This is a genomic window from Kiloniella laminariae, from assembly GCF_027214005.1.
Lineage (GTDB): Bacteria > Pseudomonadota > Alphaproteobacteria > Kiloniellales > Kiloniellaceae > Kiloniella > Kiloniella laminariae_A.
In genome coordinates this window covers 381,336-407,624 of the sequence record NZ_JAPWGY010000003.1, presented here as the reverse complement: position 1 = coordinate 407,624, position 26,289 = coordinate 381,336, and the positions used below count along the sequence as shown (strand labels likewise).

Genomic DNA, 26,289 nt, shown 5'->3' with positions numbered 1-26,289 from the left:
CTCTGCACACTGACACCCGGATGGAAGTAAATGCGCCCTTCCCACTTTCTCGCAAGCCTTACATTGTTTATGAGCCTTTTTCTCATAAGCCCTGGCAAAAATGCTTCTGCACAGGCTGTCGAGACAGAGCAGCTCAACGGTGCGGTGATTATTATGTATCATCGCTTCGACCAGGCGGCTTATCCGACCACAAATATCCCGCTGGAATTATTACGCAGCCACATCCAGCTGCTCAAAAGCGGGCCCTATACGGTTCTCTCTCTGTCCGAAATCACAGATGCCCTGAAAGAAGGACGACAGCTTCCGGACCGGACCATCGGCATTACTGTCGATGATGCCTTTGCCTCTTTTTATAATACAGGCTGGAAAGAGTTTCAGAAAGCAGGCTTGCCTGTAACGGTTTTTGTTTCCACAGAACCAGTTGAACAAAACCAGCCTGATTATATGTCCTGGACAGAGCTGCGTGAAATTATTGCCGACCCCCTCATCAGTATCGGCAACCATGCCCATCAGCACCAGCACATGGCAGACCTGACACCCGAGGAGCAAAAAGCTTCGATTGATCAGGCAAACGAGCTCTTCAGACGCGCCCTGGGCAAACAACCCGATATTTTTTCCTACCCCTATGGCGAGGTTTCTTCATCTCTTGTACAGGTCGTCAAAGAATCGGGTTTCAAAGCCGCCTTTGGCCAGCATTCCGGAACTGTTTCACGCACAGACGATCTGTTTCAACTTCCGCGCTTCACTTTCAATGAACGTTTTGGCGCAATCGAGAGATTCAAGCTGGCCATCAACACTCTTCCCCTCCCCGTGCTTGCTGTCCTCCCGGAAAATCCCATGCTGGACAAAACAAACAACCCCCCGAACATCGGCTTCACAATCTCGCCAGAGATCGGGACACGGGAAGATGGCAGCTATCCCGGATTGAACTGTTACAGCTCGCAAAATGATGTATCACTCATGCAATTGGGAGGTGGAAGGATCGAAGTCCGGCTTTCAGCACCCTTCACACCAGGCAGAGCCCGGCTCAACTGCACCATGCTCGGACCAGACAAACGCTGGCGCTGGTTCGGACAGCAATATTATATACCTGAATAATCCCAGTAATCGCTGTTTGGGTAATCGCTGTTTGTCCTTCTGCCCAAAATCAGAACTCTTGATTTCCAGAGGCAATCAGCTTTACGGGTGAATCAACCTTTGGGGGACAGGAAGGCAAGGGGGCTGAAATCAACAGAACCACTCAAGATGACGTCATCAGAAACAAGTTTTGCCTGATCAAAATCCTGCAGTTTGTTTGAAGACATGACAGACTGCAGTGCCGCAACATACTTGCTGCCCTCTTCTGAATAGGCGGTAAGGCTCATCGCCAGCCCGGGGCCATCAAGACGACCGTCAAGATTCGCACCAGCCCGCCTGAGCTGCCACCGGCGAGATCTGAATTGGCTGTAGGAAACATGACTATTCAGATTATGGACATAGGCCTCGACGGAACCCAGCAAACTATCAAAACTCCGTACCCGGAAAGATTCTTCCTCTCCTCTGTCCTGAGGAACCAGTCCGGTACCATTTTCCACCCATATCCGCTGGCCAAACAAGGCATTTCCCTCACGGACAAACCGCGAAGTTCCCCAACCGCTTTCCTGTATTGCCTGCGCCAGGATCAGACTGACAGGCACGACATCAACACGTTTGGTCAAACGTGCCAGTTTGACCGGATCAATATGTCCGTCTCGCAACACATTGGCTACTCGATAGCGTTCGGCCAGACCGCTCAGCCACGCGATTTCATCGGTGGAAAATTCAGTCGTTTCTGATTTGTTATCGACCAGCTCCAGCCTGTTGGTAAAAGCAATGAGCTTGTCTCTCTCCCGAAGAACTTTTTCATTTACCCGAAGAACCAGAGGCAGCAAACTTCGGATAAAAAGGCTTTTCCGAACTTCGACATCAGGTTCGTTCCCGAAATCATCTGGAAAACGGTCAATAAACAATCGGGGAACAGAAAGCTTCCGGTTTCGCACATCCACCAGATGATATTCATGCGCCTGAAACAGGCTCAGCATGCTTTCCCGGCTATCCAGAGAAATCCCCGAGGGAAAGAACTGCGCCCGCCTTGGCTCCGGTATCAAAAGAGCCGCAACGACAAAACAGACTCCCCCTGTCAGCAGCCAGAATACAATCCGGTGCAAAGATGAATATTTCTTCACAGGAGTCTGGTCCACAGAAGATTTATGCAAGGGAATCAGCCGGCAGGGATCAGGAAATCGCCCGGACTTCACTTACTTCCGGAATGTAATGGCGCAGCATATTTTCAATTCCCATCTTCAGAGTCGCCGTTGAACTCGGACAACCAGCACAGGCTCCCTGCATGTGAAGATAGACAACACCGTTGGTAAACTCGTGAAATACGATATCGCCACCGTCCTGGGCAACAGCCGGACGCACACGGGTATCAAGCAGTTCCTTGATCTGGGATACGATCTCGTCGTCGTCACCGCTTTCCGTTGTGGCATGGGATGTGATTCCGGCTGCCCCGTCGGTCATGACCGGACGTCCAGCCGTAAAGTGTTCCATAATCGTACCAAGGATAGATGGCTTGAGAATATACCATTCCTTGTCTTCTGATTTGGTGATGGTGATAAAATCGCCGCCAAAAAATACGCCGGTAACACCCTCAACATCGAACAGGCGCTGCGCCAGAGGTGAACATGCCGCCGCATCGCGGGATTCAAAAAAAGCGGTCCCTTCTGACAGCACCGGACAGCCTGGAAGAAATTTCAGGGTTGCGGGATTTGGGGTCTGCTCGGTCTGAATAAACATGTTTAAACTCTTCTGAAACGCGGTTGGTTCTCGTTCTTATATGTAATCTTGCAGGGGACATTCAAGCAGGAACTCACATTGGCCCCAGATCCCATAGAGCAAGAAACATAAATGAACAGGAAAAGAGAGGCTTAGCTGATCTCGTCAATTGCTGCCGGTTCCAGATTATCCGGTACAACAGTAATCGGGACACGCAGCTTGCCGATATGTTTCCCCATAAGGGCTGTCAACAAAGGTCCCGGCCCACCCGAGCCTGAACTCGCCCCCAGCACCAGAATGGAAATCTGTTCATCCTCATTTACCAGCTTGAGCAACTCGTCACGGCGATCGCCTTCACGGACGTAGAGAACCGGCATTTGGCCGGAATATTCCTGCACTTCCTCGGCCATGTCCTGCAACCGCCGTTCAGCCTCTTCCCTGGCTTCTTCCTGCATCAGATCACCGACTGCCATCCAGTGATTGAATTCAGCTGGCTCGATGACATACAGCAAGGCAACACGCCCCCCCGTATGCAAGGCGCGGCGACAGGCAAAACGCATCGCCTGCAGCATCTCGTCACTATCATCGACAACAACCAGAAAAATCCGATCCTTGGAACCATGATCCCGGCGCTGTTTGTTTGCTGCCGACTGGTCTGACGATTCAGTTTCACTCATGCATTATCCCTTACGGAACGCGAGGTGGCCCATCCACCCGGATACAAGCGCAATAACAATTGCGAAGATACCATACATTGTCCCCTGATGGTGTGCATAGTCATAAATTTCTGCCTCTGCCCCGATCTTGGAAACCGACAGGGGCGTTGTCCTGGCGTCAATAATCTGCCCTTCGCGCAGGTGATAGACGCTGACACTGTAACTGCCTGTCGGGACATTTGCCGGCAGCTCGAATTCTGTCTTGAACAGATGTTCTCCCAGAAAAACAATCTCGGCAGAGGCCAATTGATAATTTCCAGCACGAAGAAGATTGCGCAGCAGAGAATCTTTCCACTGTTCGGCAATACGTCCGGCTGCCTTCGTTACAGGTAACTCAAGGCCAATATGGTCAAATCCGATTCCATTCAGGGCTCGTGTCGTCGGGCTGGCAATTTCTTCAAGAGGCCCGGTACCCGCGATGGCATAGAAACTCGGTATCTTTTCAAACCGCATTGTCGCCGTATTCATCCAGATCCCTGCGACCTGTTCTTTGCGATGCATCTTGAAGTCCGCATCAGGTCCCCGCACAACCACCAGAACCTCGCCTGGCGAATTGATACTGCCAAAAAGCAGGATTTTATCGCCGGAAAAACCAGCCGTAATTGCCACGAGGTGGCTGGATAAATCCACCTCTATGGCCCGGGACTGTTTCGGAAGCGCAACAAAAGCCAGAACCGCCAGCAAGAACACACCGCGCGCCAGGGGCGAGAGACGCTGCCAGAGAGGAGTCATCGCACCATCTCCAGAGAATAGAAGTCAGCGGGGGTCACCAAGAGATCAAGGAAAAGCTTTCCACAGACCATCACGACCAGAGCCCCCAAAAGCAACCGCAACCAGTCCCCCTGCATTTTAGCCCCGATCCGGGTGCCAAACTGCGCACCAAGTACCGAACCGACCAGCAGCAACAGGGCGAGAACGATATCAACGGTCTGATTTTGTACCGCCTGAAGAAAAGTAACGTTGGCCGCAACAAAAATAATCTGGAACAGCGAGGTACCGATAACCATCGCCGTCGGCATCCCCAGCATGTAGATCATGGCAGGCACCAGAATGAATCCCCCGCCAACCCCCATAATCGCCGAGAGAATACCAACAAAAAAACCGATCCCCAGCGGCAGCAGTGCCGAAATATAGAGCCGGGATTTCCGGAACCGGACTTTCAGGGGCAAACCGTGAAACCAGTTATGCTCATGCAGTTTGCCACGCCGGGCCCCACCAGTCTTTCTGCGGTGCGAGACAGCCTTGATCCCCTCCAGCATCATCAGCAGCCCGATCGTGCCCAGAAAAATCACGTAACAAAGGCTGATCACCAGATCAATCTGTCCGAGGTTTTTCAACAGCGTAAAGATTCCAACCCCGACAGTAGAGCCAATAAAACCACCCGCCAGCAGTATCCAGCCCATCAGAAAATCAACATTACCCCGTTTCCAATGGGCAAAAACGCCCGAAACGGAAGAGGCAATCACATTATTTGCCTGGGTTGCCACCGCCACCGCCGGCGGTACTCCGACCAATATGAGAATGGGAGTCATCAGGAAGCCACCCCCAACACCAAAAAGCCCCGAAAGAAATCCGACACCCCCTCCCATTGCCAACAAGAGAATGATATCTACGGAAATTTCAGCGATAGGTAGATATATTTGCATCGCCGTCAGCCGTTCTTCTTGGTGGTGAGCATATGGCCGTACCCCATCCTGGCGGAATTCGCCTCCCGTGAATCTACAAATCGTTCACTTTAATAAAAATCTATCCCGCCAGCTCGAAAAGTAAAAGGGGGAACGCCCTGCTTTTTCCTTGTTCTTTCAACTTTTTGTATATTTTCAGCTACAGATATTACATCCTGAAAGAATATTTCAGGACCTGTCGGCAAAAAGGCTCCGGTTTTCACTGGAGCCTTTTAATCAAAATGTTGTCCGCACCAGGGCCAAAACGCCTAGGAACGCAGAAACCCGACTGCATCATAGACTTCGCGCATTACAGGTTCGGCCAAAGCTGCTGCCCGTCCAGCACCTTCTTTCAGGATGCCATCCACATAGGACTGGTCATCCATCAGACGCTTCATCTCGGCTCCCATCGGCCCCAGCTTCTCAACCGCAAGATCGGTCAGAGATTGCTTGAATTCAGCAAAACCCTTGCCTTCAAACTCTCCAAGAACGTCCTTGAGCTCCTGATCCTGCAAGGCTGCATAAATTGACAAGAGATTAAAAGCTTCAGGCCTCTCTTTACGGATCTCGTCCGGCAGAGAACCGTTTTCTCCGAGCACCTCGATCCCGGGAATCAAATGCGGATCACTTGTGGCCTTGCGGATTTTTTTAGCCACGGTATCTGCATCATCCATCATGGTGATCCGGCTGTAGTCCGACGGGTCGGATTTGCTCATTTTTTTGCTGCCATCACGCAAGCTCATCACCCGGGTTGCTGCTCCCATGATCAGGGGCTCGGGCACCGGGAAAAGATCCACTTTAAAGTCATTGTTGAACTTGAGGGCAATGTCCCGGGTCAGCTCCAGATGCTGTTTCTGATCTTCCCCCACCGGCACGTGTGTTGCCTTGTAAGCCAGGATATCCGCAGCCATAAGATTTGGATAAACATAAAGGCCGGTTGAAACTTTCTCCTTGTTCTTTCCTGCCTTGTCCTTGAACTGGGTCATGCGGTTGAGCCAGCCGATACGCGACACACAGTTGAAAATCCAGCCCAGTTCAGCATGAGCCGAAACCTGGGATTGGTTAAAGATAATGTGGCGTTTCGGATCAACTCCTGCCGCCAGATAGGAAGCCGCAACTTCCCGGGTATTGAGAACCAGCTGTTTGGGATCCTGCCAGACGGTAATCGCATGCATATCGACGACACAGAAAATACACTCATAGTCATTCTGCAGACGTACAAAGTTGCGAATAGCACCCAGATAGTTGCCCAGATGCAGGTTCCCGGTGGGCTGAACACCCGAGAAAATACGCTTCATGTGGAAGATCCGTTCCCATAGCGGTTGTTGTAAAAACCAAGGCTGGCTTTATCGCCGTTCAACAGCAGTGGGTCAAGAGAGTCCGGGAGAGTCACCAGGTTCTCTTGAACTTGTTAGCGCTGCAGCAACTGGGTTATCGGGATAAAGATCGGCCAATGCCTGGTCTAAGGTCGGAAATGTGTAGGTGAAACCTGATTTCTCGGCCTTGGCAGGGATCACCCGCTGTCCTTCCAGAAAAAGCACGGACATCTCTCCCAGCCCCGCCCTCAACAGGAACCCGGGCAGTCGAAATAAAAGCGGCCGTTCGAGCTTCCGGGCCAGTGTTTTCATGAAGACCCGGTGACGGATGGTACCGGGTGCGACAGCATTGACCACACCCTTGATATCCTTCCGATCAAGCACAAAGTCTATCAGACGGATCGCATCGCCAAGATGAATCCACGGCATCCACTGCTGCCCCTTACCGAAGATACAGCCAAGACCAAATGCAACTGGTGTGGCAAAACCTGGCAGTGCTCCGCCGCCCTCTCCCAAGACTATCCCGAAACGCAACAGTCCCAGCCGGACACCCAGACTCTCCACTTTACGGGCCTCCGCTTCCCATTGCTGACAAAGTTCGGATACAAACACCTTCTGGCAAGGTCCGGATTCATCCAGTTCTCTCTCTCCACCATCCCCGTAATACCCAACAGCAGATGCACTCACCAGCACGGCCGGTTTATGCTCCAGCCTTCGAATCAGCTCAACTATTTCCCCTGTCGTGTTAATCCGGCTGGCAAAGAGGCTTTTGCGTCTTGCCTTCGTCCAGGGCAGCCCGATAATTGCTTCGCCAGCAAGATTAATCACAGAATCTATTTTCTTGCTGGCGGGTATCTCTGCCAAAGACTCCAGGGTTTCAACCAGTGGTCCAAAGATATTTCTGGCTTTTTCCCTGTCCCGGGTCAAAACCAGGACCTTCTCTCCCCTGGACAGGAGCTGGCGGGTCAAGGCCTTGCCAATAAAGCCTGTCGCCCCTGTTATCAGAATTGTTTTTGGTGTCGTGTTTTCACTTACCATGATCGGCTTGCGTAAAAATTCAGGGGTCTGGAGAGGGCCAAGGCGAATCACGGCCATCAAGTCTCGTATCCCCCAAAGAAGCACACCGATGGCATAAAGACTCATCACCCAGGAAATCCAGCCATAATCGACAGGCACGATCTTGGAATTTTCCAATCCCCACTGCCAGAGCTGGGGCAGCAGTAGAATCAAAACAGCTCCATAATTCATTGCCAAAACCGTATGCAACACACGTTCGAGCGGGGGCAACTTGCGGGTCAGGTCTTCTTCGATAAAATCCCAAAGGGTTATACCGACTTCCACCAGCAGCAAAAACATAACAAAGAATGCCAGAAATCCATGCCAGCTTGCCCAACCCAACATCACAAAAAGGGCAGCATAGATAAACTCCCGGGCTGAATGCAGCATCAACTCCTTGCGTGCACCCGGTTTGGAAGGCAGGGCTTCAGTAATTTCGTGGTGCCAGAGGTTATCAAATGCGCCCAGGAGTCCCTGTATCACAAGCAGGCCAAGTACCAGCTCCATCTGTTATCTCCTTTTCTGAAAAATACCCGTCCTGAAAAACCGTCTGGCCAAACAGCGGGTGAAATACTTCGAGGGTAAACTGAAATCGGTCAGGCCCTGCGTGTCGGTGCGTCACCTCTAGCGTGCCCGGACTGATCCAGCGAGGCAGAGGTATTCGGGTTTTATTTATTTCGATAAAAAAAGCCGTCGAGATAAAACATAGTGCCCCCGCCTTCTCCTCCAGCTTCAGGGACATCCCCAGTCCCCCGCCAAAGCATTCAAGCAACCCCTTGTCGTTAGTAATTATTTTGGTTGTACGGGCAATCTGGGTATTTTGATCACTAAAATAATAATGGCGTTCCCAAACGGTCCCTCCCGGTCGCTTTTTATCCTCATAGGTATAGACGTCACAGGCAACATTCTCCCCCTGAGACCAGGCCATAGGAGTACCAAAAAGGCGGGAAACCCAGGCCATAACAATCCCGAACCAGCTCGCCTGAACCTTGTCCATTCTGCCTTGATAAAGATGTTTTTCACCACCTTTGTTGCTGGTCCCAAACCGTTGACGAATGGCTGGGTGTAGTCTTCTCCATGCCCGATCGCCTATAAGACCACAGAGATCTACAGGTTGATCTGCAAGTTGATTTGCAGGCTGGTCTGCAAATCGGGTACGAGATAAAAAACCCGGAAGTGGCAGAGACTCCTGAAGGACTGCTGTGCTGACAAATATATCCTTTTTCATAACCGCCACATTCCTTGTTTCTGTAATTTCTGTCATGAGAGAAATTACTTCTCAAAAGAAAAGCGGACAATAGCCCGCCTGATCTACTTACCAATCAGTTTCGCAACTTTCGCTCCAAGTTTCATAATCTTGACCAGAGTTCCCTTGGGCAGCTTGCTAACCTGTTCATACCAGTTGGTCAGGTTGGCAATAAACTCCAGCATATCTTCCATACGTTTCAAACTTTCCGCCGGAATATCGCTTTCCTCTGAACCATCCAGCACACATTTTCGCAAGGTACTGAGGGTTGGCGCAATCTCCCGTTGCTTTCGGGCATTTGCGATGGTCAGTAACATTTGCCAAAGATCATGGGGTGCTTCGAAGTGATCTCTACGGTCTCCTAAAACGTGAACCATATGCACCAGATCCCATCCCTGTAGCTCCTTCAAACTGGTACTGACATTCGAACGGGCAATATTCAGGGTTTCGGAAATTTCCTCTGCATGCAGGGGACGTGCTGACAGATACAGCAGTGCATGGATCTGGGAGACAGAGCGGTTCACTCCCCAGCGAGATCCCATCTCGCCCCAATGCAGGACATACCGCTCCATGGATGGTGAAAGATGCATAAGACAATTTCTCTAATTTCTGTTATTACAGAATTAAAAGAATTTAATCTTAACGTCAAGACTTTTCTCTTTATATGTCCCTTGTTCCCCTTCCTACGTTCTTCGGCCCTTCGCACCCCGAATAATACAGCCCGTTAAATGGTAAGGGCCATTCGAACCTTGCGACGGATATTCCTTCAATGAACGTTTATTAACCATGACAGGGGATGTCGATACCAAGGAGAACATGATGAAACTTTATAAAAAAGCTCTCTACACCTTCGCTGCACTTGCCCTGATCGGCACCACAACAACGCGTGTTGCGCAGGCTGACAGTAATTTTTCACTGCCCGGCATCAAGATAGTCATCGTCAAACCCGCCCCGGTTTATCAGCAACACCATACACATCATTACCAACGCCCTGCGCCGCGCTATGTTGTTGTACAGAAATACAGCCCTCAAAAGCATGATCACCATCATTCAAAACACAAGAAGCATGATGGCCATAACAATCCCAAGTGGTCCAAACACGACGACAGCAGAGGATATCGCTAGCTCAGCCTTTTCTTGAATAAACACGGTAGTGTAAAACGACAGAGGACAACCCCGGCATCCTCTGTCGTTTACGAGAAGATCTCTTCTGATTTCTGCTCTTCCGGCCGGGTTCCCGATTTACCTTTAGCCTGATAGTCCCGATAAAGCTCCAGGGCGATCCTGATATAGGGACGCCTTACCCTGTTGGGACGTTTTTCATCCATCAAAGACAGAGCTTCCTCCACGCTATATCCCTGCTGGATCAAATAGGCACTGATCGCCAGAACGCTGCGCGACATACCCAGCGCACAATGGACATAGATACTTCCCCCCTTCAAGCCATCGGCAATCTGCGCCACGATCCTGTCCAGCTGTTCGGGGGCAGGAATTGCGATATCAAGCAACGGGATATGTACAAACCGGAAAGAACCCGGCGCACCTGATGACAGTTCCGGCACCAGATCTACAACCGATGTCACGCCAAGCCCCTCAAGTTTCTGCCAAATCACGTTGTCTGGCCGCCCTCCAAGCCAGAGCCCCGGCTGAATTTCACTCAGGGGCGCAACCCGTCCTTGCCAAAACCACCAGTTCAGCCAACAAGCAATCAGATAGGGCCAGAGCAACAGATACATAAGCAGGGGATACCCTTCACTGTTCTTGAAAAGAAAACCGTTGAACCCCAGAAGATAACAAACCGACACATAAATAAATGACAAGGCGGCACTACCCGGTACAAGTCCCCACCACCCCAGTTGAAATGCCAAGAGAGTTAAACCCACGGAAAGCACCAGATACCGAAAGGCCATGTGCAGGTGCCGGGGTGTAACAAACCGCAGGGGGAAAAACCGGTTTTCGCCGCGGTCCGGCACCAGCCACAGCAAAACCGGGATTACAGCCACACCACCCAGGATATCAATCATATGGTGCTGGAAAACCAGGACTGTTGAAGCCCCGATCAACACAAACCACAGAGTGATTGCAGCAAAGGCGATTCCTTTTAGCTGACGACTGATCTGTTGCCATGCCAGAAACCCGAGCGAGATATGCAACGAAGGAAACTGGTTAAAGGGCTGATCCAGACTCAACAAGTCAAACAGAATTGCCGGCCAGCCTGTAACCGAAGGTCGGACAAAAGAAAACTGAAGCGGCAGCAGCAGAAAGAACAGAGCTGAAAGCACAATCGCCGTGCCATACCGCAGACCCAGAACCTGAATTTCCCGACGGCTTTGGCAGAGGAAGAAGGCAACCACAAAAACCAGATCCGAAGACATATACGGCAGGATGAACTCGGGAATAAAGGGGATGGATTTTTCCCATTCCGCAAAGACCGCCGGATGTGGCGCCCGCAACAAACTGATATAATTAACCGATCCGTACAGCAGAAAGAAAAACAGCCCGAGATTAACCGTCCACAGAAGTTTTTCTTTCACCAGTGGTACAGCCGCAGGCCTTGCATCAAAAAGCAGGCTTCCTGCCACAGCGTTCTGTTTACCTGATGCCATCACCCGCTTCTCCCCCACTCTATGTGTTTTTGCTGAGTTGCCCCAAACACCACACGTTCGACCTATGACACAGCAACTGCTGACGAATCGCTCTGCTTGATTGTTTTAACCACAACCACCACTTCTGGTATATATTCTTATCACCGCTTCGTAACTTTCTCAGGGTTTATAGATGCTTGATCTTACCGAACACACCATGAAAAGCTGGGACCAGACAGAACTGTTCTACCGCGCATGGCAACCGAAAAAGAAATCAAAAAAGGCGGTTATCCTTTTTCATCGTGGTCACGAACACTCAGGTCGCTGGCAAGGCGTCATTGATCATCTCGACAAGGGTGACCTCAATTTCTTTGCCTGGGATGCCCGTGGGCATGGAAAATCTCCAGGAGAACGAGGCTATGCCAAGAGCTTTGATGCCCTGGTAAAGGATGTCGACAGCTTCGTACGCCATATCTCCACAGAATACGGCATTGCCTATAACGACATGATTATCCTCGGACACAGCGTTGGATCTGTTCTGGTCAGCACCTGGGTACATGATTACAGCCCCCCCATCCGGGGTCTTATCCTCGGCAGCCCGGCCCTGCGGGTCCGGCTTTATGCCCCCTTTGCCATCCCCGGCCTGCGTTTGCTGCAAAAAATCAAGGGGAAGACCTTTATCTCAAGCTACGTAAAAGGACGTTTGCTCACGCACGATCAGGAAAAACAGCGATCCTATGACAACGACCCCTTGATCACGCCCAAAATCGCCGTGAACATCCTGCTCGGGCTCTACGACGCCGGAAGTCGTCTGCTGGCCGATGCCGGAGCGATCACAGTTCCGGTGTTGATCCTCTCGTCCGGAGCTGATTTTGTCGTCAGACAATCAGCACAACGCCAGTTCTATAACGGACTGAGCAACCCGCGGAAGGAAATGCAGACCTTTCCCGGCTTCCTGCACGACACTTTCAACGAAAAGAACAGCCACCTGCCTCTCAACAAGGCTCGAATTTTTATCGATGATCTCTATGCCCGAAACGAAACACTTCCAGCCCTGCTCGACGCAGACAAGGTCGGCTATACCAAAGATGAATATGATCAGCTCAAGCAACCACTGCCATGGTACTCCCCGAAGAAGGTCTGTTTCTCGCTGACCCGATCCTTGATGAAGTCGCTCGGAAAAATGAGTTATGGCATCGAGCTCGGCTGGCGCGAGGGATTTGATTCCGGTGCGATGCTGGATTATGTCTACCAGAACAAGGCCCGTGGCAGTAACCCGATCGGAAAGCTCATCGATCGGAATTTTCTCGACAGCCCCGGCTGGAAAGGCATCCGTAAAAGGAAAGAAAACCTCGAACTGCTTCTTGATCAAACCATTTCCACCCTACGTGAAAAGGGTGAAGCTGTTAGGATTACGGAACTGGCCACCGGTCAGGGACGGTACGTCCTGGATGTTCTCCGCGCCAGAAAAGACCAGGATGTTTCTGCTCTCCTGCGTGATTTCAGCCACGATAATGTCAGAGAGGGTTCGAACAGAGCCAAAGCCTATAATCTGAACAATGTCACCTTTAAACAGGGGGATGCCTTTGATCCTGCCTCGCTGGCAGAAATTGATAACACGCCCAATATCGGCATTGTTTCCGGTCTCTATGAACTCTTCCCGGAAAATCAACCCGTCCTCCAGAGTCTGAAAGGTCTGGCGGAAAAGATCCAGCCCGGGGGCTATCTGATCTATACCAACCAGCCCTGGCATCCCCAGCTTGAATTTATTGCCCGGGTTCTGACCAGCCATCGCAACAATAGCGACTGGGTTATGCGCCGCCGCAGCCAGCAGGAAATGGACCAGTTGGTTGAGAGCGTCGGCTTCAAGAAGGTCGATATGAAAGTTGACGAATTTGGCATCTTTACCGTCTCGCTCGCCCAAAAAGTAACGGCGGCGACTGTATCTCCTGATACAGCCAAAACAAAATCCGCTGCACTCAAGGTCGAGACAAAGGCAAAAGCGAAAAAGGCAACTCTCCGCCGCAAACCCGGGACGACCACAAAAAAGCCTGTGGCAGCCAAACCTCGCGCCCCCAAAACAAGACCGACCAAGGCCAAAACAACAGACAAAGTGACCAGCGAGAACTAGCCAGAAAATCCTTTGGCTGTTCAATACAAGACGGGGCCGGAAGATAACTTCCGGCCCCGTCTTTATTCATCATACCTTAGGAAAGATTAGTTCCAGCTGGCAATCAGTTCATCATAGTCAATTGTGACACCCTGTGGCTTCTCGTTCGCCAGTTTGGCTTTAGGAGAACCAGGCTGTTCCAGCCAATAGCTTTCGTCCTGCTCTTCATTCAGCTTTGGACCACACTCGCCCTGAACGCCGGCTTTCTCGAGACGGGAAAGAACCTTGTCCTGTGCTTCAGCCAAAGAGTTCATCGCTTCCTGTGGGGTTTTGGAGCCTGAGCTCGCATCACCAATATTCTGCCACCAGAGCTGTGCCAGCTTCGGATAATCCGGAACGTTCACACCTGTTGGTGTCCACTGCAGACGTGCAGGGGAACGATAGAACTCGACCAGACCGCCAAGGTTTGGAGCCCGCTCGGTGAAGGATTCATGCTGGATATCGCTCTCGCGAACGAAAGTCAGGCCAACGTGGCTTTTCTTCAGAGAAACGGTTTTCGCAACAGTGAACTGGGCATAGAGCCAGGCAGCTTTACGACGATCAACCGGTGTCGATTTCATGAGTGTCCATGAACCGGCATCCTGATAACCGAGCTTCTGGCCTTCTTCCCAGTAAGGACCCTTCGGAGAAGGAGCCATACGCCATTTTGGTGTCCCGTCAGCATTCACAACCGGCAGGCCTTCTTTCACCATGTCAGCAGTGAAAGCAGTGTACCAGAAGATCTGCTGGGCAATAGCACCCTGCGCAGGAACCGGACCAGCTTCACCGAAGGTCATGCCTGGTGCAGAAGGAGGAGCGTATTTTTTCAGCCAGTCAACATACTTGGTAACAGAGTAGACCGCAGCTGGTCCGTTGGTCGCGCCGCCACGGGCAACAGAAGACCCAACAGGACGGCAACCTTCCATACGGATACCCCATTCATCAACAGGAAGACCGTTTGGAATGCCTTTATCACCTGCACCGGCCATGGAGAGCCATGCATCGGTGAAGCGCCAGCCGAGAGATGGATCTTTTTTACCGTAATCCATGTGACCATATACGGCTTCACCATCAATTTCTTTCACGTCGTTGGTGAAGAAATCGGCGATGTCTTCGTAAGCAGACCAGTTAACCGGAACACCCAGATCGTAGCCATATTTGGCTTTGAATTTGGCTTTCAGATCAGGATTGGTGAACCAGTCATACCGGAACCAGTAAAGGTTGGCGAACTGCTGGTCAGGAAGCTGATAAAGCTTGCCATCAGGTCCGGTTGTAAAGGATGTACCGATAAAATCACCGATGTCGAGATCCGGGTTGGTGACATCTGCACCTTCTTCGGAAACCCAATCGGTCAAAGGAACAACCTGCTGATAGCGGTAGTGTGTACCGATCAGGTCGGAATCGTTGATATAGGCATCATAGATGTTTTTGCCGGACTGCATCTGTGTCTGCAGTTTTTCAACAACATCACCCTCACCGATCAGGTCGTGATTAACCTTGATACCGGTGATTTCATAGAAAGCCTTGGCAAGGGTTTTTGACTCATATTCGTGCGTGGTAATGGTTTCGGAAACCACATTGATTTCCATGCCTTTGAACGGCTCTGCAGCCTTGGCAAACCATTCCATTTCCTTCATCTGGTCTTCTTTAGACAAGGTTGAAGGCTGAAATTCATTTTCTACCCAGCTTTTTGCAGCTTCTGCATCGGCATGAGCTGCTCCGGCTGAAAGAACCAGAGCGACGGCTGTAAGCGCGCCACCAATGTAACGGGATTTCATTATTTTTGCTCCCTGTTGCTTCATTCAAGTCAGTGAGGCGAACCTCACTCCCCACGATGCCCTCTTTTGCCTACACCCACCGAAACACGATGAATGCATAGACAGCGCTCACGACGAGGGCTCCCCACAGCTGGATATCTGATACCAGAAGCCAGCCGAGATGGATAAAAGCGCTACCCAGCAAAGTGATAAACAGTCGGTCTCCCCTAGTGGTTGGTATCTTGAGAATCCCAACCTTTTCTCTTTCCGGAAACTTGACTGCCAATACCGTCATCACAACCAACGTGCTTGCGATAACGAGAAAGAAAATAGCCGTTGGCCAGGTCCAGGCCATCCAGTTCAATTCCATGATACGGACTCCTTGAGTTATACCCGACCCAGGGCAAAGCCCTTGGCGATGTAGTTACGTACGAAATAGATCACGAGTATTCCCGGGATAATGGTCAGGATCCCGGCGGCTGCCAGCACGCCCCAATCAAGGCCCGAGGCAGAAACCGTCCGGGTCATCGTCGCACTGATCGATTTTGCATCCACCGATGTCAGGGTTCTGGCCAACAACAGCTCGACCCACGAGAACATAAAGCAGAAGAATGCCGCGACACCGATCCCGGAGGAAATCATCGGTGTAAAAATCCGGGTAAAGAAACGCGGGAAGGAATAGCCGTCAATATAGGCGGTTTCATCAATCTCGCGGGGTACCCCGGACATAAAGCCCTCGAGGATCCAGACCGCCAGTGGAATGTTGAACAGACAATGTGCCAATGCCACAGCTATATGCGTATCAAACAGTCCTACGGATGAGTAGAGCTGGAAGAACGGCAGGGCAAAAACTGCAGGCGGCGCCATCCGGTTGGTCAGGAGCCAGAAGAACAGATGCTTGTCACCCATAAAATTGTAGCGGGAAAAAGCATAGGCCGCCGGAAGGGCCACCAACAGGGTGATAATGGTGTTCAACACCACGTAGATCGTCGAGTTGATATAGCCATTGTACCAGCTGGCATCGGTGAAAATCACCATGTAGTTGGCAAAAGTCAGGTCCTGCGGCCAGAGCGTAAAGGTGCTCAGGATCTCTTCGTTTGTCTTGAGCGACATGTTGAGCAGCCAGTAAATCGGCAGCAACAGGAAGAGGATATAGAGAACGGTTACAAAAGCTTTGGTTTTCATCTCTTAGTTCTCCACTCTGTCCAGATAGCTCATGACCGTGAAAAATACCCAGCTGAAGAGCAGAATGATCAGGAAGTAGATCAGGGACATGGCTGCAGCTGGACCGAGGTCAAACTGTCCAATAGCCATCTGCACCAGATCGATCGAAAGGAAAGTCGTATCATTACCCGGTCCCCCACCTGTGACGACAAAGGGCTCGGTGTAAATCATGAAACTGTCCATAAAACGGAGCAACACAGCGATCAGCAGCACCCGGTTCATCTTTGGCAACTGGATGTAGCGGAAGGTCGCCCATTTGCTGGCACCATCAATCCGGGCTGCCTGATAATAGGCATCAGGAATAGACTGCAACCCTGCGTAACACAGAAGAACCACCAGGGAAGTCCAGTGCCACACATCCATCACAACTAGGGTCACCCAGGCATCAAGTGTGTTTTGCGTGTAGTTATACTCAACTCCGATGTTGTCGAGGAAAGCCCCAAGCAGACCAATATCGATACGCCCGAAAATCTGCCAGATCGTTCCGACCACGTTCCAGGGGATAAGCAGCGGCAGCGCCATGAGAATCAGGCAGAAAGGAACCCAGAAACCCTTGCGCGGCATGGCCAGCGCAATAACGATACCCAGCGGAATCTCGATTGCCAGAATGATAAAGGAAAACAGGAACTGCCGTCCCATGGCATCATGGAAGCGATCAGATCTCAGGACTTCCTGGAACCAGCCAACCCCTTCCCAGAAAAACTCGTTGTTTCCAAAAGTATCCTGGAAGGAATAGTTCACTACGGTCATCAGAGGGATCACAGCAGAAAACGCAACGATCAGGACGACAGGGAGTACGAGCCACCAGGCGCGGTTATCAGACCATTTATTCATGATCAGGCCTCCTCTACCAAATGACTGTTGGCATAAAGGTTTACATGGGTCGGGTCGACGATGAGGCGGGCTCCATCTGCAGGAACCTCCTGATCTTCGCCAACCATGACTTTGAATTCATGATCTTCCAGACGCACACTGGCCACCTTGAAACGGCCAAGGTCTTCGACTTTCTGAATAGAGACTTCCGGACCAGAACCTTCACGCGACAGCGAAAGAAACTCGGGACGGATACCAACTTCAAGTGAAGCTCCGGTCGGGATTTTTGAAAAACCCTGCTCCATGGCAAAGGCATGCCCGGCAACCATGGCTTTGTCGCCATCGATATGGCAGGGCACAACGTTCATTCCAGGGGAGCCGATAAAATATCCGACAAAGGTATGCTTGGGTCGTTCGAAGAGTTCTTCGGGTGTCCCCATCTGAACCACAGCGCCGTCATACATCACCACAACCTTGTCGGCAAAGGTCAGGGCCTCTGTCTGGTCATGGGTCACATAGACCATGGTGTAGTTAAAGCGTTTGTGCAGATGTTTAAGCTGAGACCGCAATTGCCACTTCAGATGCGGGTCAATGACAGTCAAGGGTTCATCAAACAGGATCGCGGAAACATCGGCCCGCACCAGCCCCCGCCCCAGAGAAATCTTCTGCTTCGCATCTGCAGTCAGTCCGCTGGCCTTGTGCTTGAGCGTATCGCCCAGCTCCAGCAGTTCGGCGATCTCGCGAACCCGCCGGTCGACATCATTGGCAGCAACACCGCGATTGCGCAGTGGAAATGCCAGATTGTCATAGACGGTCATGGTGTCATAGATCACTGGAAACTGGAAAACCTGCGCGATATTCCGGGCTTCTGTCGCTTTTCTTGTGACATCTTCGCCGTCAAAGCGGATTTCACCATGGGTTGGAATCAACAGACCCGAAATAATGTTCAGAAGTGTCGTCTTGCCACAACCGGAAGGACCGAGAAGCGCATAGGCACCACCATCTTCCCAGACGTGATTCAGTTCTTTCAGTGCAAACTCTTCCGGGCTCTGGATCGTCGGCATATAGGAATGTGCCAAGCGATTTAGTTCAATTCTTGCCATATCAGTTCTCCCCACCCGCAGTCCAGGGGCCAGCGACAAGCTTGCCACCGGCATCAAAGACGAAGCATTTGGAGGGTTCCAGATAAACTTCGATATTGCTGTCGATCTCGACTTCCCGCACACCGTGAGTCAGGCTCACCCAGCGCTGACCACCAAAATCAACATGAACGAAAGATTCCGAACCGGTAATTTCAGTAACAGCAACACGGGTTTTGACCGCAATATAGCTGGTATCCCGATTGTGCAGATGCAGATGATTGGGGCGAAAGCCGATAACATAATCGCCATCAGGAACTTTCGACAGCACGTCCGTTGCAGGGGCCGAGAGAATCTCGCCATGACTGACAACACCACCGCGAATACTGACAGGCAGCGTATTCATTGGCGGGTCAGAGAAAACATCCGCCGTAAGCAGATTCCCTGGATTGCGATAGATGTCCAGGGTTGGTCCGAACTGGGTGACCCGGCCTTCGTGCAGGGTTGCCGTATTCCCGCCAAGCAACAGGGCTTCTGTTGGTTCCGTTGTCGCATAGACAAAAACAGCACCGGATTCAGCAAAAACCTTTGGCAATTCTTCCCGCAGTTCTTCGCGCAGCTTATAATCCAGGTTTGCCAAGGGCTCATCCAGCAACACCAGATCAGCACCCTTGACCAGAGCACGGGCCAAGGCGGTACGCTGTTGCTGGCCACCAGACAGTTCAGCGGGAGTCCGCTCAAGCATCGGCTCGAGCTTCATCATCGCGGCAGCATCACGGACCTTGCGGTCGATCTCGTCAGCGGGCGCTTTCGCAATACGCAACGGAGAAGCAATGTTCTCATAGACGCTCAGAGCGGGGTAATTGATGAACTGCTGATAGACCATGGCAACATTACGGTCCTGTACCCGGACCCCTGTTACATCCTGCCCATCAAACAGGACACGCCCCCTGGTCGGCTTATCCAAGCCAGCCATAAGGCGCATCAAACTGGTTTTGCCTGACAGTGTCGATCCCAGAAGAGTATTGAGCGTCCCGCGTTCCAGGCTAAGATTAGCCTCTGCGATATGCACCTCGTCCCCGACCGTCTTCCAGACGTTTTCAAGAGTTAGCGTCATTTATTTCCTACCGAAACTCAACCGCACTTGTTTCTTTTGCAATTGTTTAGAGGGCGTTGATTTTTCTGACTTCAGCCAGCTTTGTTTGTTGCTGTCGCCATCCATTCTTCCAGCGCTTGCACCTTGTCATCCTTGATTCTGAGCCCCAGCTTGCTGCGCCGCCACAGGACGTCATCTGCTTTGTAAGCCCATTCGTGATCAATCAGATACTGCACTTCGATTTCATAGAGATCCGCACCAAAGCACTGGCCAAGATCTTCAATTTTCCTTGAGTCACCCAGCAACGCAAGGTAGCGCGTGCCATAGCTGCGGATCAATCTTTCCGCGTGAGATTTCTTAATAAAGGGATATTTGCCCAGAAGTTTGTTGACCTGGGCCGGGGCTTCTTCACAGGGAAAGTCCCCGCCCGGAAGTGTTGCACCCTTGGTCCAGGCTTCTCCGGGTTCCGTGAAATAGCCCGACAGTTTTTCCAGCGCATGCTCCGCCAGACGGCGATAGGTCGTGATCTTGCCACCAAAAATATTCAGAACAGCAGCACCATCCTGCTCATCGACCTTGAGCACATAGTCCCGGGTCGCTTCCTGTGCCTGGCTGGCGCCGTCATCATAAAGCGGCCGGACTCCCGAATAGGTGTGTACCACATCCTCCGGGGTAATACCCGTTTTGAAATAGCTGTTCGACAAACGACAGAGATATTTAACTTCGTCAGCGGAAATCTTTACACCGGAAGGATCGCCTTGGAAATCCTCATCTGTGGTCCCGATCAGGGTAAAGTCCTGCTCATAGGGAATAGCAAAAACAATACGCTTGTCATCGTTCTGGAAAATATAGCAACGGTTATGATCAAACAGTTTGGGCACAACAATATGGCTGCCCTTGACCATGCGGATTGCATGATGTGACGAACTTTCCAGCCGCTCTTCAAGAAACTTGGAAACCCAGGGGCCAGAGGCATTGACCATAACCTTGCCCTTGATCTCGGTCTTCTCTCCACTATCGACATTTTCGCAGGAAAGCTTCCAGATTCCGTCCTCAACCTTGGCTTTGACACAGCGGGTCCGGCAATGAATATCAGCACCTTTTTCCCGGGCATCAATCGCATTCAGAACAACAAGACGGGCATCGTCGACCCAGCAGTCCGAATATTCAAAACCCTTGGAAAACCCCGGCTGTAACGGTCTGCCAGCAGGATCCTTGTCCAGATTCAGCGCCGTGCTGGCCGGAAGTTTCTTGCGCCCGCCGAGATGGTCATAAAGGAACAGGCCGATCCGAATCATCCAACCGGGTCGCTGGGCCTTGTTGTGGGGCAGAACAAAACGCAAAGGCCAGATAATATGTGGGGCCATGGCCCACAGGGTTTCACGTTCGATCAGGGCCTCACGCACCAAACGGAATTCGTAATGTTCGAGATAGCGCAAGCCACCATGAATCAACTTGGTACTGGCAGAACTGGTTGCCCGGGCAAGATCTGCCTGCTCGACAACACAAACTTTCAGTCCCCGTCCTGCAGCATCACGTGCAATGCCACATCCGTTCACGCCACCGCCTACAATGACGAGGTCATACGTCTGACCGCTCACCGAATTCTCCCCGAATGCCTCATCCTAAAACCGGATGTTCCAAAACCAGGCTTTAATGCCAAAATTTCGTCCCTTTCGGAACTTCTTTCTTTTTGTTTCGTTTTGAAAGCTATTCGAAGATTTTTATGACCGCAAGCGAAAACTTTTGTGACAGTTTTATGACAGATCGGACTCGATCAATCTAACCCCGTGATCCAAACAGACTTTACGCAGGCTTTCGGACTCTAAACGGTCAGTAACAAAGGTATTTATCTGACCGAAGTGCGCAACACGAACCGGGGCAGTTCGTTTCAGTTTGGTCTGATCGGCACAAAGAATGACATGATGCGCATTTGCGATAATGGCTTGAGCAACTTTCGCTTCTCGCAAATCGAAATCGAGTAACGAGCCATCTTCATCAACCGCCGATGTGCCGATAATGGCAAAATCAACCTTGAACTGCTTGATAAAATCCACTGCTGTTTCCCCGACGACACCGCCATCGGAACGACGGACCATGCCCCCTGCGATGATAACATCGGTGGCCGGAGAGGGTCGCAAGATATTGGCAACATTTATATTGTTCGTAATAACCAGAAGATCTTTCTTGCGGAGCAGGCAGTGCGCCACTTCTTCTGTGGTCGTTCCGATATTGATAAATAGCGAGCAGTTGTCCGGAATAAGGTCAGCAGCAGCCATACCAATGCCGCGTTTTTCATTTTGAGCGATCAACCTTCGCGCGTCATAACGAAGATTCTCCACACCAGCCGCAAAAACGGCACCGCCATGAATTCTTTTCAGAATCGCCTTGGCACAGATTTCATTAAGATCTTTCCGGATTGTTTGCAGAGAAACATCGAAGCGACTGGCCAATTCCTCAACAAGAACACGTCCTTCCAGCCGGGCTATACCAACAATTTCCCGCTGTCTGGTATTGAGTGTTTCCATGAGATTATCTCCTGCTGCCATTGGGTCGCTACCTGCCTCACTGATCCAGTTTACGTAGTGCCCAAAAAAATCGAAAGAGCAAAAGTTTCGTTTTTCGGAACACGAAACTTTTAATCGCAATTTTTTCCAGCGAATCCTAGGAGAATTCATTTGTAAAAAAGATACAATGACCACTTTCACGTAAAGATGATCAAAACATACTGGACCAATAGCCCATATCTGTTGATTCTCTCTGTCCCGGACATCACAGCCGACCAGAGCGTTTATCTTCAGAGATACCTGCCCAATTGAGTCGGTTTGCTTCAGAGGAAAAATACATGAGCAAAGTCATCGATTACTATCATTTTCTACTGTCACCCTGGAGCTACCTGGGCATAAAACACTTTAACCAGGTGGTCGCCAAACATGGTGCCCAGGTTAATTACAAACCGATTGATGTGATGGAAACTTTTGAAAACATGGGGGGAACACCCCCGGCAAAACGTCATCCGGCACGGCAACGCTTTCGTATGGATGAACTGAAACGCTGGTCAGACTATCTTAATGTTCCCATGAATTTCCAACCTGCCTTCTGGCCCGCAGATCAAAGCCTGGCAGCACGTATGGTTCTGGCAGCAGCAGAGCTGGAAACGGTACAACAGGGTTCCGGAAAGCTGAGCGATGCCATTCTGACCGCCGTCTGGGCCGAAGAGCGAAATATTGCTGATGAAACAACTCTTGCAGAAATTGCAACGAGCTGCGGCTTTGAATCAGATACTCTTGTCGATCTGGCAAAAAATGATGCCATCAGCGCCCGCTACAAGGCGACCACAGCCGAAGCTCATGCCCGGGATGTTTTCGGCTCTCCAACCTACATCTACAGGGACGAGATTTTTTGGGGACAGGACCGCATTGACTTTCTTGACCGTGCCCTGGAAAAGTCCTGAACCAATACAAGAAAAAGAGAGACCTGCAGGCCTGAGGCAGGTCTCTTTAATCCTCGGCTAATTCCCGGATTTTTCTCTCTGTCCTGTCTCTAACTCAGGCTATGCCTTCTTCTTGCGACGAAACAAGCGCGCTATATCCGCTGGTCGGACAATACCGAATAACACCGTCAGCAGAGCATAAAGCAAGAAACCACCGCCGATCAAAATGGAAAGCGCGACTATTTTCTCGTAATGAATCCCCTCAAACCAGGGATTCAGCCAACGCATTCCTGCCCAGAGGCCCCCCCCCATCACAAAAGAGGCTGCAAGAATTTTTGGCAGCCGAGACACGAAACGCGCATTGAGTTTCAGGTGACCTCGCCTTACCAGCACAATCCAGAGCATCAGAACGTTCACCCAGGAAGAAATCGCCGTCGCCAAGGCAATACCGACATGCTGCATCACCTGGAACAGGGCCAGACTGAGAACAATATTGATCACGATTGAAACTATGGCCAGATGGAAAGGGGTCACTGTATCTTCGCGGGCATAAAACGCCGGTTGAAGAATCTTGACCAGAACATAGGCTGGCAAGCCTGCTGCGTAAGCCATGAGAGCCAAAGCAGTGGCATTGGTTGATTCCCGGGTAAACTCGCCATGTTCAAACAGCGTTACGATAATCGGCCAGGGAATAACAACCAGCGCGATGGTCGCAGGCAGGGTCAACAACAGAGCCATTTCCATGCCCTGGTTCATACTGCGCATCGCCCCATCGTGATCATTGGCTTTTAATTTACGGGAAAGTTCTGGTAGCAAGACCACGCCAAACGCGATCCCGATCAATCCGAGAGGAAGCTGATAAACCCGATCAGCGAAATAGAGGAAGGAAACGCCTGATTCCTGATAACTTGATATCATCGTGCCGATCACCACATTGATCTGCATGGCTCCTGCTGAAAAAAGCCCCGGCACCATCCGTCTCATCAGGGTCTTCACATCGCTATTCAGGCGTGGAAGGCGCAACTTCATGTGCAGCCCGGCTTTCCTCAGAGCCAAATAGACAAGAAGCAACTGGCCAAAACCGGCAGAGGTTACCGTCCAGGCCAAAGCCTGCCCGCTGTCTTCCACTCTGGGAATAATCACGATCAGAGAAATAATAAAAAAAATGTTCAGCAAAACCGGTGCTGCCGCCGCCTCGGCAAAGCGGCCAAAACTGTTCAACATGCCCGAGAAGAGAGCGACAATCACCATGAAGAAGAGATAGGGGAAAGCAATGTTGTTCAGAACCTCGGCATAATCCAGTAGGGGAATAAAGTTCTCGGGAGCGGTTAGCAGAACATCACTCCCTTCTGCCCTGACCCGGAATCCCTCGCCTGTTGCAATATTGATTGCCCAGTCCTCAAACCCGGGTGCAAGCCAATAGGTCACCCAGGGCATGGCGACCATAGCTGCCAGAGTCAAAACCAGCATGAAGGTAAACATTACCGCATGCACCTGTTCAGCGAATGTCTGTGCAGCTTCAGGTCCTTCGGCTTCTATCTTCCCGGCATATAGAGGAACAAATGCGGCATTGAACGCCCCCTCGGCAAAAAGCCGGCGGAAGAGATTAGGCAGGCGAAAGGCCACAAAAAATGCATCCGCAACAGGTCCGGTGCCCAGAGAAGTAGCAATCAGGATATCGCGCACAAAACCAAGAATACGGCTCAAGCCCGTAAACCCGCTGACGGTTGTCAGATTTTTCCCCAAAGACATATAGAACTCCGCCCCCAACATGCCTTCCCGGTTCTTGTTGAAGCAAGGAGCAAGCTTCAGAACACAGGTAACCAGACATAAGCTTCAGATAATAACACGCTCTTTATTAATGGATGGCCCATCTCTTGGGAAGGGTTTCCACAGTGTCCATTAAAAGACCAGAAAGCAACAACCGTGACAAAGGTAACTGGCCGACATAGCTGAACGCTGTTGAGTCTATCGACTTCAGACTTCCAGACCCAAATCCGTACTGTCGTGAACTCATTGCAGGTCCTACCATCCTGTCTTCATCATCCAGAATCATGGCTTTTCAGTGACAGAAGATCTCCCTATAGTCTTCGGGATTTTTCCTTTGCCCAAATTTCTGCCCTGAAAGCTACCAAATGTCACTTGAAACCTGGCTGATTTACGTTGTTACCACCTGTATCGCCTCAATGACTCCAGGACCGAACATGCTGCTTTCGATGACCGTTGGCATGACTCGCGGAAAACGGGCCGCCTTTGCCAGCTCCCTTGGTGGTGTGTCAGCCATGTTGATCATGCTTTTTGCCTCTGCAGCAGGTTTAAGTGCCATACTTTCAACATCCGCAAGCGCCTTTACCGTGATCAAGTGGGGGGGGGTCGTCTACCTGCTTTATCTCGGGATCAAAGCCTGGCGTAGCCCAGCGATGGCGCTGGATAATCCGGCATCGTGCAACACCATCTCGACAAGCCGCAAAAAAGATTTCTTCTCGCTTTACCGCCAGGCGTTTTTTGTTGGCGCCAGTAACCCCAAGGCCATGATTTTCTTTGCAGCCTTTTTGCCTCAATTCATCAACCTGGAACTTCCACAAGGACCACAGCTGGCAATTCTTGCCGGAACCTTCGTTGTGATCGAGTTCTTTTGGCTGATGAGCTACGCCTTGGGCGGGAATCAACTCGTTCCTCTTCTGAAACGGTCAGGCAAGGTCCAGATGGTTAACCGGATCAGCGGCGGCGCGTTAATCGGGGCAAGCGCCTTGCTCGCAAGCAGGTAATTTCTTGATTTATTCAGACGGTTTGACTGTCGGGATTCCAGCACCAATATCGATGTAATCCCGACGTCGAACCCGATAATATTCGAGTTGCTTGTCACTCACATCCTGATATTCCATGGTCTCGACAATATCGTCGACAAAAATCATAAATCTTGGAGCCTCTCCCGTCGCTTCAAGTGGATAGCCGACAGTCTCGGAAACATTGACCCGGCCTGACTGATATCTTCCTTCGATCACAACCCGCATGCCGCAGGGAAGGGAAGAAGTCGTCTGCAAATGATGATACGCCTTGTCTCTGCGCTCTGGTGAAACAAAGTCCAGATAGTCTCGTCCCGTTGCGTCAATCCCCATCCGGTCAACAATCGCCGTCCCCACCAGCCGCAAAAGGGATTTCCCCGGAATCGTCAGATCATGTAGCAAAACATAGGGTAAAACCGGTTTGATTGCCGCCGGATTAAAGTCCGATTTATGGGGCACAATCTGTTCCGAAGACTCTTTCAGCCTCCACCAGTAGTCATGAAACAACTGGCAGCGCGGACTCAGGAAATCAAAGGCCAGAGAGGAAGACACTGTCAGTTCCCGCGAAGAGAG

At 51.1% G+C, this 26,289-nt stretch carries 25 protein-coding genes; 5 read left to right on the top strand and 20 right to left on the bottom strand.

Annotated elements, in window-relative coordinates:
- The first annotated feature begins 30 nt into the window (after window positions 1-30).
- Window positions 31-1,098 (top strand): polysaccharide deacetylase family protein, encoded by a 1,068-nt coding sequence (locus tag O4H49_RS10925; protein ID WP_269423462.1) that lies wholly within the window; start codon window positions 31-33, stop codon window positions 1,096-1,098.
- Window positions 1,099-1,190: 92 nt separating this feature from the next.
- On the opposite strand, the gene O4H49_RS10920 is transcribed toward O4H49_RS10925, so the two are convergent.
- The 9 genes from O4H49_RS10920 to O4H49_RS10880 form a co-directional block, all read right to left on the bottom strand.
- Window positions 1,191-2,204, bottom strand: a complete 1,014-nt coding sequence (locus tag O4H49_RS10920; RefSeq protein WP_269423461.1) for a glucosaminidase domain-containing protein — start codon at window positions 2,202-2,204, stop codon at window positions 1,191-1,193.
- A 49-nt stretch (window positions 2,205-2,253) separates the two neighbouring features.
- Complete coding sequence (locus O4H49_RS10915) at window positions 2,254-2,817, bottom strand: NifU family protein (RefSeq protein ID WP_269423460.1); 564 nt, start codon at window positions 2,815-2,817, stop codon at window positions 2,254-2,256.
- A 131-nt stretch (window positions 2,818-2,948) separates the two neighbouring features.
- Window positions 2,949-3,473, bottom strand: coding sequence for a universal stress protein (locus tag O4H49_RS10910; protein WP_269423459.1), 525 nt, complete (start codon window positions 3,471-3,473; stop codon window positions 2,949-2,951).
- Between the two features lie 3 nt (window positions 3,474-3,476).
- Entirely contained in the window at window positions 3,477-4,244 is a 768-nt protein-coding gene (locus O4H49_RS10905; RefSeq protein ID WP_269423458.1) for a TIGR02186 family protein, read from the bottom strand.
- Window positions 4,241-5,158, bottom strand: a complete 918-nt coding sequence (locus O4H49_RS10900) for a sulfite exporter TauE/SafE family protein (RefSeq protein WP_269423457.1) — start codon at window positions 5,156-5,158, stop codon at window positions 4,241-4,243. Before O4H49_RS10900 ends, O4H49_RS10905 begins: the two co-directional genes overlap by 4 nt.
- 287 nt (window positions 5,159-5,445) lie before the next feature.
- Complete coding sequence (gene trpS, locus O4H49_RS10895; RefSeq protein ID WP_269423456.1) at window positions 5,446-6,474, bottom strand: tryptophan--tRNA ligase; 1,029 nt, start codon at window positions 6,472-6,474, stop codon at window positions 5,446-5,448.
- 72 nt (window positions 6,475-6,546) lie between these two features.
- Complete coding sequence (locus O4H49_RS10890; protein ID WP_269423455.1) at window positions 6,547-8,055, bottom strand: TIGR01777 family oxidoreductase; 1,509 nt, start codon at window positions 8,053-8,055, stop codon at window positions 6,547-6,549.
- A complete protein-coding gene (locus O4H49_RS10885; RefSeq protein ID WP_269423454.1) occupies window positions 8,003-8,776 on the bottom strand; it encodes a DUF4166 domain-containing protein in 774 nt (257 codons plus the stop codon). The genes O4H49_RS10890 and O4H49_RS10885 overlap by 53 nt, the downstream gene beginning before the upstream one ends.
- A gap of 83 nt (window positions 8,777-8,859) precedes the next feature.
- Window positions 8,860-9,384 carry a GbsR/MarR family transcriptional regulator gene (locus tag O4H49_RS10880; protein WP_269423453.1) on the bottom strand — a complete coding sequence of 175 codons (525 nt, stop codon included), beginning with the start codon at window positions 9,382-9,384 and terminating at the stop codon, window positions 8,860-8,862.
- A 226-nt stretch (window positions 9,385-9,610) separates the two neighbouring features.
- Between O4H49_RS10880 and O4H49_RS10875 the strand changes: the two genes are divergently transcribed.
- Window positions 9,611-9,919, top strand: a complete 309-nt coding sequence (locus tag O4H49_RS10875; RefSeq protein WP_269423452.1) for a hypothetical protein — start codon at window positions 9,611-9,613, stop codon at window positions 9,917-9,919.
- A gap of 68 nt (window positions 9,920-9,987) precedes the next feature.
- On the opposite strand, the gene O4H49_RS10870 is transcribed toward O4H49_RS10875, so the two are convergent.
- Window positions 9,988-11,400 carry a dual specificity protein phosphatase family protein gene (locus O4H49_RS10870; protein WP_269423451.1) on the bottom strand — a complete coding sequence of 471 codons (1,413 nt, stop codon included), beginning with the start codon at window positions 11,398-11,400 and terminating at the stop codon, window positions 9,988-9,990.
- Window positions 11,401-11,572: 172 nt separating this feature from the next.
- Here O4H49_RS10870 and O4H49_RS10865 point away from each other — a divergent pair, with 172 nt between their 5' ends.
- Window positions 11,573-13,510, top strand: a complete 1,938-nt coding sequence (locus O4H49_RS10865; protein ID WP_269423450.1) for a bifunctional alpha/beta hydrolase/class I SAM-dependent methyltransferase — start codon at window positions 11,573-11,575, stop codon at window positions 13,508-13,510.
- An 86-nt stretch (window positions 13,511-13,596) separates the two neighbouring features.
- Here the strand turns inward: O4H49_RS10865 and O4H49_RS10860 are convergent, their stop codons facing one another.
- The 8 genes from O4H49_RS10860 to O4H49_RS10825 form a co-directional block, all read right to left on the bottom strand.
- Window positions 13,597-15,306, bottom strand: a complete 1,710-nt coding sequence (locus O4H49_RS10860; RefSeq protein ID WP_269423449.1) for an ABC transporter substrate-binding protein — start codon at window positions 15,304-15,306, stop codon at window positions 13,597-13,599.
- A gap of 70 nt (window positions 15,307-15,376) precedes the next feature.
- Complete coding sequence (locus O4H49_RS10855) at window positions 15,377-15,655, bottom strand: DUF2160 domain-containing protein (RefSeq protein WP_020590527.1); 279 nt, start codon at window positions 15,653-15,655, stop codon at window positions 15,377-15,379.
- 17 nt (window positions 15,656-15,672) lie between these two features.
- Window positions 15,673-16,470: a carbohydrate ABC transporter permease gene (locus tag O4H49_RS10850; protein WP_269423448.1), complete on the bottom strand. Its 798-nt coding sequence runs from the start codon at window positions 16,468-16,470 to the stop codon at window positions 15,673-15,675.
- A 3-nt stretch (window positions 16,471-16,473) separates the two neighbouring features.
- Window positions 16,474-17,343, bottom strand: a complete 870-nt coding sequence (locus tag O4H49_RS10845; RefSeq protein ID WP_269423447.1) for a carbohydrate ABC transporter permease — start codon at window positions 17,341-17,343, stop codon at window positions 16,474-16,476.
- Window positions 17,344-17,345: 2 nt separating this feature from the next.
- The gene (locus O4H49_RS10840) at window positions 17,346-18,425 is read right to left on the bottom strand and encodes an ABC transporter ATP-binding protein (protein WP_269423446.1); all 1,080 of its coding nucleotides are present in this window, start codon (window positions 18,423-18,425) and stop codon (window positions 17,346-17,348) included.
- Window position 18,426: 1 nt separating this feature from the next.
- A complete protein-coding gene (locus O4H49_RS10835) occupies window positions 18,427-19,518 on the bottom strand; it encodes an ABC transporter ATP-binding protein (RefSeq protein ID WP_269423445.1) in 1,092 nt (363 codons plus the stop codon).
- 71 nt (window positions 19,519-19,589) lie between these two features.
- Window positions 19,590-21,098, bottom strand: a complete 1,509-nt coding sequence (gene glpD, locus O4H49_RS10830) for a glycerol-3-phosphate dehydrogenase (protein WP_269423444.1) — start codon at window positions 21,096-21,098, stop codon at window positions 19,590-19,592.
- A gap of 156 nt (window positions 21,099-21,254) precedes the next feature.
- Window positions 21,255-22,025 (bottom strand): DeoR/GlpR family DNA-binding transcription regulator, encoded by a 771-nt coding sequence (locus O4H49_RS10825; protein WP_269423443.1) that lies wholly within the window; start codon window positions 22,023-22,025, stop codon window positions 21,255-21,257.
- A gap of 317 nt (window positions 22,026-22,342) precedes the next feature.
- Here O4H49_RS10825 and O4H49_RS10820 point away from each other — a divergent pair, with 317 nt between their 5' ends.
- Complete coding sequence (locus tag O4H49_RS10820; RefSeq protein WP_269423442.1) at window positions 22,343-22,951, top strand: 2-hydroxychromene-2-carboxylate isomerase; 609 nt, start codon at window positions 22,343-22,345, stop codon at window positions 22,949-22,951.
- Window positions 22,952-23,050: 99 nt separating this feature from the next.
- Here the strand turns inward: O4H49_RS10820 and murJ are convergent, their stop codons facing one another.
- Complete coding sequence (gene murJ, locus O4H49_RS10815) at window positions 23,051-24,682, bottom strand: murein biosynthesis integral membrane protein MurJ (protein ID WP_269423441.1); 1,632 nt, start codon at window positions 24,680-24,682, stop codon at window positions 23,051-23,053.
- A gap of 383 nt (window positions 24,683-25,065) precedes the next feature.
- On the opposite strand from murJ, the gene O4H49_RS10810 reads away from it, so the two are divergent.
- Window positions 25,066-25,698: a LysE family translocator gene (locus O4H49_RS10810; RefSeq protein ID WP_269423440.1), complete on the top strand. Its 633-nt coding sequence runs from the start codon at window positions 25,066-25,068 to the stop codon at window positions 25,696-25,698.
- Between the two features lie 9 nt (window positions 25,699-25,707).
- Here the strand turns inward: O4H49_RS10810 and O4H49_RS10805 are convergent, their stop codons facing one another.
- The gene (locus O4H49_RS10805; RefSeq protein WP_269423439.1) at window positions 25,708-26,268 is read right to left on the bottom strand and encodes a PAS domain-containing protein; all 561 of its coding nucleotides are present in this window, start codon (window positions 26,266-26,268) and stop codon (window positions 25,708-25,710) included.
- Between the last annotated feature and the right edge of the window lie 21 nt (window positions 26,269-26,289).